Below are 12,940 nucleotides of genomic sequence, written 5' to 3'. Positions count from 1 at the left end.
CTTAATCAAACTCCAGTGCTACCGGAATATTTTCCAATGCCTCCTCTGCTACCGTTTTAGCCGAAGGTTTTTCCAGGCGAACTTTTGCAACCTGGCCCAGGGCACTATCAAAACGGGCAGAAAATTCTGCAGATATATTTTTTTCCTGAAGTGCCTGACCAATAACATATTCGGTAGCGCGATTACGCAAAGCGGGTTTGAATACCTTGGCTACTGCAGTTAGGGGGATTTCATCAATGATCTCTATCCGCTTGGGTATCGCTGCACGTTCAGAAATCTGGGTGCGGCAGTAGTCGATAAGCTGCGCTTCCGTGGGAGGATTTTCGGACGGATATAGAGTGACATAGGCCACCGGAACCTCACCGGCATAGGCATCGGGCTGTCCCACGGCAACGGCCATAGCCACGGCGGGGTGACGGCTTAGTGGCTCTTCAATCAAGGCCGGATCTATATTGTGGCCGCCACGAATGATTAAATCCTTGGCTCGCCCGGTCAGATAAAGATTGCCATCGCCATCGACATATCCCATATCGCCAGTATTAAACCAACTGTGGTCAACCCAAGCCTTGGCGTTATCCTCTTCGGAGAGATAGCCTGAAAAAATATGTGGCCCCCGTGCTAGCACAATACCTACTTCACCGGTGTTACAGGTTCTCACTAGCCGGTTTCCATCCACTTCGGCAATTTTCATTTCCATGTAGGGGAGGCGGCGGCCGACGCTGCCTTCGGGTGCTTGCATATCTGTTGGGGGGCGGGCCAGCAGGCAGCTGGACTCTGTCATGCCATAGCCGTTGCTTACCGTCACATTGAATTTTTCCTCAAACGCACTCTTAAGCGCTGCGGGTAAAGGCGAGGCCCCGCAGCCAACATCTGTCAGGCAGCTGATGTCATTGTCGCCCACAGGGATTTGCATCAAGATGCCGAGAATAGTGGGCACGGCACCAAAGCCCTGCACCCGGAAGCGGGCGACGTGATGCCACCAGTTGGGGAGCACATTGGGGGAGCGAAAACCTGATGGGGTCATTATAACAATCGTGCGGCCGGCGAGCAGAGTGCCAATGCCGGCGACCACAGTGCCGAAAATGTGAAACAGAGGAAGGCCACTGAGGGTAGCAAATCGCCCCTTACTGGATGTTGTGTCCACACTCAGTTGTGCGACAAACGCAATATTGCTGTGGGTCAGGCGTGCAATTTTAGGTCGCCCGGTTGTCCCTCCGGTGTGGAAGTAACTGGCAATTTCATCGCCTTGAATAGTTCGCCCACTAATTAAGTGGTCATTTGGCTGTTGGGCAATTGCCAATACAAAATTCTCTACCTTAATGCCGGAAGGCATGGATAGGGTACTAACCGGTTTTTTACTGATTAGTAGCAGTGCCTTCAAGGTTGGAACCTGCTCAATGACCTGCGCAACCTTTTCCCAAATCTCCTCACTGAGATCCTGCCCAAGGCTGACTAATACCTTGGCTTTGGTGGCATTCATGATCTCGGCGATATGCTCCGGTTCCAGCAATGGATTAATAGGACTGGCGATTCCTGCGGCTTGTCCTCCCCAGAGTGCGAAATGCGTTTCTGGAAGATTGGGTAATAGTAATGAAACCGTATCTGTCGAATTTATGCCGAGAGAATGGAGTAGATTGGCAGTTTGGTGAACTCTCTCGGATAGCTGTGAGTAGCTCACTGTCACACTTTCTTCATCTGGTACAGCGGTGGGAAGAAATTCGATGGCTGCATCTTGTTGGTAAAGACGGGCGGCCTGCCGAATTAAATCGTAGGTGTTTTCCCAGGGGTAACGTTGTAACAAAGGAACTTTTTCATATTCCTGGATTTCTGCAAGAGATTGCAGCATGGGACTGCCAGTGGAAGTGGACGTGATAGACATGGGGGCTTCTCTCACTATGGTTATTATGCTGATGACAATATCAAAAGTGAAATGAGCATTCCACTCTGCGGAATTCAATGGTAATGTTTTGTGCGTCGAGTGGTGATTTAAAAGCTAATTGATGGAAAATGGCGGGTAAATATATACACCTGCTATGTAAATACGCCATTAAGTAGAAAGTTGCGCCAATAGAGTTGGCTCGTTAACCGAGGACTTACTTCCGTGAGTCGGAAAAAGTCAGAATAGCGATGCTCAGATATCAATATCAGCCTGAAATTGTTTGTAGATAGGTTTACTTAAGACAAAGAGTAGGGCCCGCCGAGCCAGATCGAAAGTGAATTTATTCCGCTTGTATAAGGGAACTTCCGAATTTAGTACATGTTGATTGTGCAAGTTGGTGAAGGAAGTTAGTTGAAAAATCTCTGCCAATTGCACCCATAAAAACAGGAGCAAGCGAATGAATATAGATTTTTCCCCAGAAGAATTAGCTTTTCAGCAGGAAGTTAAGCAATTCCTGCAAGAGAAGCTTCCGGCGGATATCAGTGAGAGGACACTGGATGAAATTCCCCAGGGAAAAGAGGACTATGAACGCTGGCAAAAGATCCTGTACGAACAGGGTTGGGCTGCGACTAACTGGCCAGTTGAATATGGGGGTACCGGTTGGACGCCAACACAAAAATACATTTGGGCCAATGAGTGTGCCAACTTCGGCGCGCCAGATGTAATTCCTTTCGGTTTTAAAATGGTTGCACCAGTTATCTTCACTTATGGTAGTGAAGAGCAAAAGCAGCGGTTTTTGCCGGATATCTTGGCAAGTAATGTTTGGTGGTGCCAAGGATATTCGGAGCCAAATGCGGGCTCTGATTTGGCGTCGTTAAAAACCACAGCAGTGCGAGATGGCGATGAGTATATCGTTAATGGTACCAAAACCTGGACGACTCTGGGACACTGGGCCGATTGGATTTTCTGCCTGGTTCGTACCGGAGGCCCCGAAGTCAAAAACCAGGCCGCAATCACTTTCCTGTTAATTGAAATGAACCACCCGGGCATTACTGTATCGCCCATTATGACTTTGGGTGGCCATCATGAAGTGAATGAAGTGCATTTTGATAATGTACGGGTACCAGTGGCCAATCGTATAGGAGAGGAAGGTCACGGCTGGACCTATGCCAAGGTATTGTTGACCCATGAACGCACAGGCATTGCACGGGTTGCCACTTCCAAAAAACGTTTACAGACTTTAAAAAAGCTGGCAGGTGATACTTGTGATGGTGACACCAGCCTCCTGGAAAATCCAGCCTTTGCGCAAAAGCTGGCAGAGATTGAAATAGATCTTTTAGCTCTGGAGTTTACCGAGCTAAGAGCACTTGCGGCAGTGAGTACCGGTAATGCACCGGGGCCGGAATCCTCCATTTTGAAAATTAAAGGAACTGAAATCGCCCAGCTTATTGATGAACTTTACATGGAAACTGCGGGTTATTACGGAATGCCATTTGTCCGGGAGCAATTTAAAAGCGGATTTGATGGCGAGCACGTAGGCCCTGGAGTTATTACCAGCAGCGTGCCCCGTTACTTAAATAATCGTAAATCCTCGATTTATGGTGGCAGTAACGAAATTCAGAAAAATATTATCAGCAAGTGGGTACTTGGCCTGTAAACGCGACGTTTAATGAGGATTGGAACGATGGATTTTTCCTATAGCGAAGAGCAGCAGATGTTGCAAAGCAGTGTGTGCAAATTTATTCAACAGGATTATGACTTTGATCGTCGCAGTAAGTTAATAGACAGTGATACTGGGTTTAGTGAGGATAACTGGAAGTTATTTGCCGAGTTGGGCTGGCTAATGGTTCCATTTAGTGCAGAAGACGGTGGTCTGGGTGGTTCTGCTGTTGATTTGATAGTGGTGATGGAAGAGTTTGGTCGTGGTCTGGTGGTGGAACCCTTCCTGGCAAGTGCAGTTTTAAGTGGTGGGCTAATAGCAAACGGTGCCAACGAGGCGCAGAAGCGAGAGCTAATAAGCTTGTTGATGGAAGGCCAGTTGCAGCTGGCATTTGCATTTGCTGAGCCCCAGAGCCGTTTCAATCTTTCTGATATTACCACCAAAGCTGTAAGGAACGGAGACAGCTACGTAGTGAATGGCCACAAAGCCGTTGTTCTGAACGGTTCAGCCGCAGATAAACTATTGGTGGCAGTACGTACTAGCGGCGGCCAACATGATTGTGAAGGTATCACTTTATTATTGATAGATGCCAACACTGAGGGTGTTCACCGCCAGGGGTATGCCACTGTGGATGGGCACCGTGCGGCTGAGGTAAAGTTTAATAATGTCATGGTTCCTGTGGCAAACCGGGTCGGAGAGGAAGGAGCCGCTTTGCCAGTAATGGAACAGGCAATTGATCGGGCCACACTGGCGCTGTGTGCCGAGGCAGTAGGGGCCATGGAGAAAATATATAAAAAGACCGTGGAATACACAAAGACCCGAGAGCAGTTTGGCGTTGCCATTGGCAAGTTCCAGGCCTTGCAACACCGTATGGTGGATATGTTTACCGAATATGAGCAGGCCCGCTCTATTCTATTAATGGCAGCGTTACAGTTGGATGTGAATAATGGCGTTGCCCCTAAGGCAATTTCTGCAGCAAAAAGCCGCATTGGAAAAGCTGCCCGGTTAGTAGGCCAGGAAGCAATTCAGTTACATGGCGGTATAGGGGTTACAGAGGAGTTGGATGTAAGCCACTACTTTAAACGTTTAACCACAATCCAGTATTTGTTCGGTAGTACAGATTATCATACCCGCCGATTTGCCGGGCACTAGCGAGGCAGGCAGCTGTGAGGTGATGAGTTGTTCCCCAGGTTGGTTGCATTGCGCTACTAACCTGGGGTCAAGTTATCTAGTAGCGGATCAGCATGGCCTCTATATTACCGACCATATTCTTCAATAAGGGGGCGACTTCTTCTTTCAGGAATTCTGGACTCAGGCGGTAAGCAGGTCCGCCAGCGTTAAATGTATAAATGCGCCCCTGGCTTAATTGTAGGGGGACAGCAATACCATTAACATCGCGGTTCCAGTCGCCAAAGGAGCAACAAAAGCCGCGCTGCTTATAGCTTGCTACCGCTTCTTCAATTCCAACCTTGATTTTCGGCCAGCGCTCGCTATTCCTTTTCTCCAGGTGTCCATAAAAGTACTCGCGCTCCTCTTGTGGTAGTGCTGCCAGGAAAGCCCGTCCTGAACCACTAGTAGCTAGAGGTACACGGTTACCTATTTCGTAGCGAAAAGTCGTAACATTAGCAGCTGCACAAAACTCGACAAATATCATATCGAGTCGATCACGGTCAGACAGTCCTACCGCAGTTCCTGTGGAGTTTGCAAGGTCTTGCATAAGGGGCTTGGCAACCTGGCGAATAGCCAGATTAGAGACGAAAGAGTAACCAAGTGCTAGTACGCCGCTTCCTAATTGGTATTTTTCCAGTCGATCCGAGTAGGTCAAATAACCTAATTTTGTCAGAGTGTAGGTTAGCCGTGAAATACTGGAGCGAGGCAAGCCGGTGCGTTGGGCGATTTCAAGGTTACCCAGAAAGCCATCACCAGGTTGAAATGCCCGCAGTACATCCAGTCCTCGGGCGAGGGCTTCAATAAACTTGCGATCGGGTTCTGCGCTTTTCTTTCTTGGAAGATCACTCAACGGAGCCATGGTCTTAAATCCTGCTTCTATAGTAGCAAGTATACAAATTTTACTCCTGGATCTGAAGTTAGATACTTAGCCTCGAAGAGAAATTTAGGCCTGTGAAGGGTGTTTGGATAATAATGAGCGGTAACGAAAATTGTGGTTGTACTTGGGGGCCCAACAATGAGTCAAGATCAAGAGTATTCTGTAATACCGATATAGTTTAATTGTATTTTTTTTGCGGCATACCTATATATACATTCTATTTATCGTATTTTGCATAGTTGCTGCTTGTTTCAAAGATGAAATTAGTGTTTGAATTCGTTACCAGTTAACTTTTCCAATTTCGATCTCATTTAGAAAAAGAATTTTAGATATGATAATAAGGCTTCTTGTTGGTGTCGTAATGGCTTTGATTGCTGGCAATAACTGTTATGCCATAGATGATAGTATTGAAAAAGAAATAAAATCAGCTCTGGTGGAGCTGTCTAATAGTAACCGCTTAATTGGCTCACATTTTGTTGCAATAGTTGATAAGAACGGGCTTGATTTCTTTTATGCCTATTCTGAAGATGGCCCTAAAGTTACAGAGAGAACGCCTATCTTAATCGCAAGTCACACAAAGTCTTTTACCAGTACTTTGATGGCTATCCTGCATAGCTCGGGCAAGTTGGATTTAGATAAACCCATATCATCTTATAAGCTCCAGTTGGGGCTTGAGGGAAAATTTGATACTAATAAGATCAGTATTAGGGATTTACTGACCCATACGGCAGGATTTACAAGTATCCAACATACCTTTAAGTCAGCTTTTTTAGGTTATTCCGGTCCAGAGGAGCTAGTTCACTCATTAAGTGAGAATCTACTGATAGCGCCAGATTATAATTTTAGGTATTCAAATACGGGCCCGATAGTCGCTTCGATGATTGCAGAGAATGTCACTAGAAAAACTTGGGGAGAGCTAATAAAGGAGTATATTGCCGACCCGCTGGATATGAATGCGACAACGAACAACATATCCAAGGCGAGGGCAATTCTCCCATCTTTCATCACGTCTAGCGATGGCAATATCTTTAGCTCAGGGCATTTCAAGTCTGACCTTACGATGCATCCCTCAGGAGGGTTGGTTTCGACAGTAAATGATTTGGCGGTATGGCTTCAGGTAAACATAAACAAAGATAAGTTAAATTTATCTAAAAGTGATATCTTTGATGAACTTCATGAAAAGCAGGTAGGCCAATCTAAAACCTATTTCACCTATGAGCGATCTGGATACACTTTGGGGTGGGATTTGGCTGAGTATAATCAAGAGACGCTTTTGACGAGGTTTGGAAACTATGGTGGATATAGCATTCATGTATCATTTATGCCAGAAAGAGAGATTGGTGTAATTACATTCACTAATCAGGATGTGGCTTATATCTTACCCCATGTAATGGCAAACTATACTTATAACTCAATTTTAAATAAAAGAAATAGGAGTACATTATTTGAGCAAGAGATGAATCGACTGAAGAAGTCTGTTCGACGTGAGCTATTGGAAGCTCCAGATTCTGCCTTGATTGTCAGCTCCGATAATTTTCCAGATAACTTGCTTGGCACTTTTACCAATAGTAGCGGTTGGCCGGAGCAAAAACTCTATATTGACAATGGTAAAGTAATGGTAGATTGGGGGGTTCTTAACGGACCTTTATTGAAAGATGGTAAAAAGTATAGGGCACATTTAGGGGCTCTTCATAGAGGTATTTCTTTTTATATTCAGGATGGAGGCGCTGTCAATTCTCAGAATGGATCTATAGAATTTATTAAAAAATAGGCGAGGTTCACGAGAGAAATATTCTTTGATGTTGTTGAATATCCCTGTGTGGTATTTAGGGTTGCTAAAAGTGCAGACTGGGAAGAAGTTGAGAAAAGTTTTAATCTCTTAATAGTGGGTAAGTACATATTTTGATTGTGGAAGTCATTGATAAAACAAAATAGCTTATCGCCCAGCCAGATGAAAATCGTTCCAAGACTAGAAAATCTAATTGTTGACCTCTGCACCTTCAATCCACTTCGGCTTTCCTGGTGCAATAGGTGCGAAACGATATAATACCCAGCTATCCCTTGGATCCAAGTAAATGTCTTAGAGGAAAGAAAGTAACTGATTTTATCCTCTTGGCTAAGAGTAGGATGCTTCCTTGATCTGTTCAATCAAGGCACTTAAAATATGCATACTCTAATAGAGATTCGTGATCTACTAAAAATAACGCTCTATAGTGATTGGTAGTGATCTTTGAAGAGGTGGGGAATATAGCTCGATTGAATTAGTTCAGACCAGGCGCCTCTTTTATTTCAATACCAATGTGTTAAATTTAGTCTGAACTAATCCAAGAAGTAATATTTTTAGTCAGTTATCATCTCATTTCAAGCAAGTTGGATCAGCCGTTTCAAAGATATTATCCAGCCAAACATTACTGCCAGTGCAATCAGGGTCAAAGACATCCTTTAGATCAACTTCACTGTTGCCAAGTGATGTGTTACCGACAATTTCGTTGTTTTCATCAGATTCCAGCAGTATTACTATGCCTGCACTTCCAGGAATTACAAATCCATTTTTTGTCACTAAATTATTAGATACAAGGTTATTTGATGCCCCAAAGATTTCTATACCGTTGCGACCATTTTCTGTAACAGTATTGGAGTTAACCACAGCATTATCATCCTCGATACTAATACCCTCATCATTGCCTCTCACAAAATTTGCGGTAATTATCGCATTTAGTGCCTCTATATCAATGCCATCATCTCCATTTCCATCAACATAATTAAAGTTTACTGTTGCAAAATCGCCATCAATTTCAATTCCCTCATCCCCTACACCAATTACTCTATTTTCTGTGGCCGTATTGTTTTTTCCATCTAGAGAGATTCCCTCTCCTTGAGTAACCCCTAGCCCCAAGACTACTGATCTGGAAACAATGTTGTTGTTACTTTCCAAAGTAACACCTTCAAATAAAGCGGCATGAATTTCCGTCTCTATGATGGAGTGAGATCCTCTACCTCTCGCAATCACGCCGTTTGGGCAATCATTAATCTGCCCACCTACTAAACGTGCGGCAAAACCTTCAAGAGCGATTCCCACTTCCCCCTCACCGGCATTAAAGGAGCAGGTAAGTTGTTTGTTTCCCATTGTCAAGCTGCCTGAAGGCCCTTCAATAGTTAACGCTACTGGTTTTTCGGGTGATAAATGACAATTCAGGTCCTGCAGAAGAAATTTCGGTGTTGATATGATGTCGCCACATTCTACCGCTAAAGAATTAAAAGAAATAAATATACTAAAAATGAAAGCTACAAAAGTTAAAGTGCGCTTTAAGAGGGTCAATCTATTCATCATGGTGCCTTTAAAAATCTATTTAGTGTTAAATAAATAATGATATTTTCAGTTTTCGCTAAAAACTGCCTCATTTAAATCTGCCGTTTTGTGAAATGTTTAAAAATTTGGCGAAAAATCATTTTTGCAAGGTTTTTTTAGGAAAATGCCCACGTTATAGGTTGTGATCGGTGGTTGAGAAAATCTTGAAAAAAGATATTCCCCTTTGCACATTAATTTGTCATATTAACACTCAATTTTTTTACCGGGTTTAAGATGTTTATTTTTGCTTATGTTCTAATGTGGGCCTCCATTAAGATTCGTTATTGAATAATCAGATTCTAGACATCTTCTAAAGTCTCTTTGTTAGTCCAGTTGATAGTGCGCCCTGGAAATTTATACATTACACTTGGGGTAAGTGAAGTTTTCTTTCAGCGTTTAACTGTAGATCTTAAACTCTTTTGTATATTTTTCTTAATATAAAATTGAAGTAATTCGACTGTTTAATAGCGTGGCCTGCTCTGAATGGTTGAATTTGATGCTGGATTCGGTTGTGATGCTGTTGGTTCAAATTAAGTATCTATTTTTTGAGTGATTAATTTTTGTAGGCTTCTCGACGAAAGTTATCCTTTGAGGAGTGGTTATCAATTGATTGATGTATGGTCTATGTTGAAACTAACTCAATTATAATTTTGATTGGTTAGAATTAATGACAGGTAAAATTGATTGGATATATTTAGCTTTGTTATGAAGGTTTCAGTAATATTTCAGTACTAAATGCACTTCAGTTGGCCAATTTATTCATTGGTTTTAATGTAAATAAGTGCATGTGATTCTAGGTGGAGCTGATAAAAACTATCTTAAATAATTCATTAGCAGTAATATCTCATTACTGAAGGTATCCTAATAATGAAGCTACTTACCTGAATAGATAAGTAGCTTCCGAAAAGTGAATATCAGTAGACTAAGTTTTCTGACTTATTGCGCTGACTCAGAATCGTTCACCCACTTGGGTTTTCCGGGAGCTATAGGGGCAAATCTATATAACTCCCAGCCACCTCTTGGATCCAAATTAAATGGGTTTGCAGTGCCGAGCCACATAAACCTGGGGTGATTGATCATTGTGCGGAAACCAAAGTTCCCGGAATTGCCAACGCCATTAAAGGTGGCTGGAATAGCTCTACGATTTGGTGAAAAGAAGCGGTAGAGCTTGCCGCCAGAGGTCTTGGGATTTGATAGCGCATCTTCCAAGAACATGAGTAGCTCCGCGGGAAGCTCGTTGGCAGGATCGGTTCCACTTTCAATCAGGCCAGCAAACTGCCGACTCACATCCAGGGTTCCCAGATACATATCGCTGCCCGTTACCCCAAGGCGCCAAGTATAGACATTAAATGGCCACCCCAAGCCGGCTCTGCCTAATTGGGGGAGGCCTGCCAGAGTATTCTTGTCAACAAACATATTGCTGTCTGGATCCCAAACCTGAACATCCTTGTAGCCATAGAGCACTTCAATTTTTGGTTTCCGTTTCTTTTTACCAAATCGATCTCCGCGGAAAACCGTTGTTGCCCTATGGGTTGCGATGATGGTTTCCAGCTCTCCAATTGGATTATTCCAGGTTTCCCCGTAAGCGAGGACATGCGCCCTAAAGCCTCCCAGCGGGAAGTTAATCGTGCCCCAATAGAGCTTGCCGCGCCAGGAGGTAATATCACCGCCAGCATACGCACCTGCGGAAACAAGGTCTGGTTCGTACTCGGTAATGTTCCAGACTTCCTTCCACTCTTTGGCATTTTCCGGCAGGAATCCACCCTCCGGAATTTTGGGGCTCATTACAATGCCGGAGTAGGCACGGATTTGTCCCGTCTGAGCGTCGCCAGTTGGCCAGGTAGAGAAAAACAGGCGACCATCATGTACGGTGAAATTAGCCGGAGTACTCTGCATTGTACCCACGACCTCAAACCTGAATGGATGATGGATATTGCCCATCCAGCGTAAAACCTCCCCTGTGCCACCGAGAGATTCTTGCACAGCCACACCGGTATATAGAACGCCCTCATGGTTAAGGAACTTGCGGATATTGGAGTATTGGGGAAACCGCTTGGAGCCAAGGTAGCGACCCGTACTTGCCTGCCAGGCCATCATGATGATGCTGTTGCCGCCGCCTTCACCGGCGATTCCCTCCTGAACCCCACCGGGACCGGCGAGAAATACTACGTCATCGGCATAACCGCCGGAGCGGAAGCCCAGCGTATCTTGTAGCAGGGGATCGTAAGTAGGGGTTATTTCCGTTACCTCAAGCGTACAGGTATCCATGCGATAGGCCATTGGAGCACGCCAATCACCAAGATTTTTAAGATTTGGATTCTCTTGGGCGAGTATTCCCTCTGCAAACTCACAAACCCAGCCCTGGTTGGGAGCAAAGATAGGCGTCAATACGGCATTTGGAGAGGCCTGTGCAGTACAAGGGACATTTGCTCCTGTGCCCCAGTAGAGGAAACGGGGTGACTCAGCCATACCCCAGATCTGGGCGCCGTTGCGTTTTGGTTCACCCGCGGAGCAGACGCCATCAACCAGCTCGGGGTAGGGTTCACCAACGCCATTAAAGCACTCATCCACTGGGGCTTTGAACAGCTTATCGAACCGGGGTTTAACCCTTTTACAATGCTTGCCAGGGTGCCCCAAGGATTCTTCGCCGTTTCCGCTCCATTGTGCGTTGGCACCGGGTGCAACCAATGTCGCCAGAAATATTGAGAGAGCAAAACAAGATGTGACTTTCATAAGCATCCCTTCCTCTACTACAGACCGCTATGGCGGGTGATACTACGGGTCAAAAGGCAGGTTTGAGTAGAATATGCCAATCCACATGGGAGAGTAATATTCCCTAAAAAGTAGAGATTAGGATGTCACTAGAGGCAAGAATATTGGCTAGATTATTTCCTCCTCAATAGTACCAGTCAGATTGATATTTGAGATAGCAGGATACTATAGCGATGATGCGCTTGTTAAAATTTTGTTACTTAATGAGGTGGTCGCCAATTTTAGTGTGGGCTTGCCGATCTTTCTTAAGGCGGCTAGTACAACAGGCTGGTGAGTTATCAAATAGGGAAGGTTGTATTAGATGCTTTATAAATTTAATTTGGTGTAACGGGAAGAGTAAGGGGTATGGTATTGGCTGTCCCTAAAATTCTCAGTATATTTTTAATCCGTCTAAAAACTGGTTTTCACTAGATAAAATGAAAGAAGAAACTGGATTCTTTGTAGGCAAATCGCTGGCTTCTTGGGATGAGGCCGGCTCCATTCATTGGGAAGTCAATAAGCAGCTGCTCGAACAAGTCTCAGACTCTAAATTTAATGCTTTGGAGAAGGATTTCGATACATTAGTAAGTGGTTATGATATTTGCGGAAAATCAGTGGTACAAATTTGCTGCAACAATGCAAAAGATCTGATATCCATAAAAAAGAAAGGAGCTGGCCGCTGCGTCGGTATTGATGGATCTCAAGCCTTTGTCGATCAAGCCAAGCTTCTGGCAAAAGCCGCGGGATATCCAGGTATGGAGATTGTATGTTCTAACATCTACGAGTTACCAGAAAAGCATATTGGTCAATTTGACTTTGCAGTTATTACCATTGGCGTACTCAACTGGATGCCGGACCTAAAGCGATTTATGCGTGTTTGTGCTTCGCTGCTGAAGCCAGGCGGCTATCTTTTGATGGAGGAGATTCATCCTGTTTTGAATATGTATGAAGAAGGTAACCCTTCACAAATTGCGATGTCATATTTTAATCGAGAGCCACAGCGGGATGATCAAGGGTTGGATTATTTTAGTGGTAGGAAGTATCAGGCAAAAGAAAATTATAATTTTCACCATACATTGGCCGATGTGCTGATGGCAGCAATTGCTTGTAATCTATCATTGAAAAACTTTATAGAGTTGGGTAAGAATATTGGGAATTGGTGTGGAGATTTAGAGAAATCTGAGTTTGTGCCGCCTATGGCAATGCTGGCCAGCTGGCAGAAGCAATTCTAAATGACAAAACCGTGTCTATTGG

General features: G+C 44.4%; 8 protein-coding genes. 4 read left to right on the top strand and 4 right to left on the bottom strand.

Going from position 1 to position 12,940, the window contains the following annotated elements; translation table 11 throughout:
- Position 1 precedes the first annotated feature (1 nt).
- Complete coding sequence (locus P3339_RS14635) at positions 2 to 1,879, bottom strand: acyl-CoA synthetase (RefSeq protein WP_282950987.1); 1,878 nt, start codon at positions 1,877 to 1,879, stop codon at positions 2 to 4.
- 457 nt (positions 1,880 to 2,336) lie between these two features.
- Between P3339_RS14635 and P3339_RS14630 the strand changes: the two genes are divergently transcribed.
- Both P3339_RS14630 and P3339_RS14625 read left to right on the top strand, forming a co-directional pair.
- Positions 2,337 to 3,536, top strand: a complete 1,200-nt coding sequence (locus tag P3339_RS14630; protein WP_282950986.1) for an acyl-CoA dehydrogenase family protein — start codon at positions 2,337 to 2,339, stop codon at positions 3,534 to 3,536.
- Between the two features lie 27 nt (positions 3,537 to 3,563).
- Positions 3,564 to 4,691 carry an acyl-CoA dehydrogenase family protein gene (locus P3339_RS14625; protein ID WP_282950985.1) on the top strand — a complete coding sequence of 376 codons (1,128 nt, stop codon included), beginning with the start codon at positions 3,564 to 3,566 and terminating at the stop codon, positions 4,689 to 4,691.
- A gap of 76 nt (positions 4,692 to 4,767) precedes the next feature.
- Here the strand turns inward: P3339_RS14625 and P3339_RS14620 are convergent, their stop codons facing one another.
- Entirely contained in the window at positions 4,768 to 5,568 is an 801-nt protein-coding gene (locus P3339_RS14620) for an IclR family transcriptional regulator (RefSeq protein WP_020414931.1), read from the bottom strand.
- A gap of 379 nt (positions 5,569 to 5,947) precedes the next feature.
- Here P3339_RS14620 and P3339_RS14615 point away from each other — a divergent pair, with 379 nt between their 5' ends.
- Positions 5,948 to 7,357 carry a serine hydrolase domain-containing protein gene (locus tag P3339_RS14615; RefSeq protein WP_282950984.1) on the top strand — a complete coding sequence of 470 codons (1,410 nt, stop codon included), beginning with the start codon at positions 5,948 to 5,950 and terminating at the stop codon, positions 7,355 to 7,357.
- A gap of 585 nt (positions 7,358 to 7,942) precedes the next feature.
- On the opposite strand, the gene P3339_RS14610 is transcribed toward P3339_RS14615, so the two are convergent.
- On the bottom strand, positions 7,943 to 8,917 hold the full coding sequence (locus tag P3339_RS14610) for a right-handed parallel beta-helix repeat-containing protein (RefSeq protein ID WP_083922810.1): 975 nt from the start codon (positions 8,915 to 8,917) through the stop codon (positions 7,943 to 7,945).
- Between the two features lie 954 nt (positions 8,918 to 9,871).
- Positions 9,872 to 11,668, bottom strand: coding sequence for a hypothetical protein (locus P3339_RS14605; RefSeq protein ID WP_282950983.1), 1,797 nt, complete (start codon positions 11,666 to 11,668; stop codon positions 9,872 to 9,874).
- Between the two features lie 455 nt (positions 11,669 to 12,123).
- On the opposite strand from P3339_RS14605, the gene P3339_RS14600 reads away from it, so the two are divergent.
- On the top strand, positions 12,124 to 12,918 hold the full coding sequence (locus tag P3339_RS14600) for a class I SAM-dependent methyltransferase (protein WP_282950982.1): 795 nt from the start codon (positions 12,124 to 12,126) through the stop codon (positions 12,916 to 12,918).
- The last annotated feature ends 22 nt before the right edge of the window (positions 12,919 to 12,940 follow it).

It is taken from the genome of Microbulbifer sp. MLAF003 (assembly GCF_030012965.1).
GTDB classification, from domain to species: Bacteria; Pseudomonadota; Gammaproteobacteria; order Pseudomonadales; family Cellvibrionaceae; genus Microbulbifer; species Microbulbifer variabilis.
This window is presented reverse-complemented; position numbering and strand designations above follow the sequence as displayed.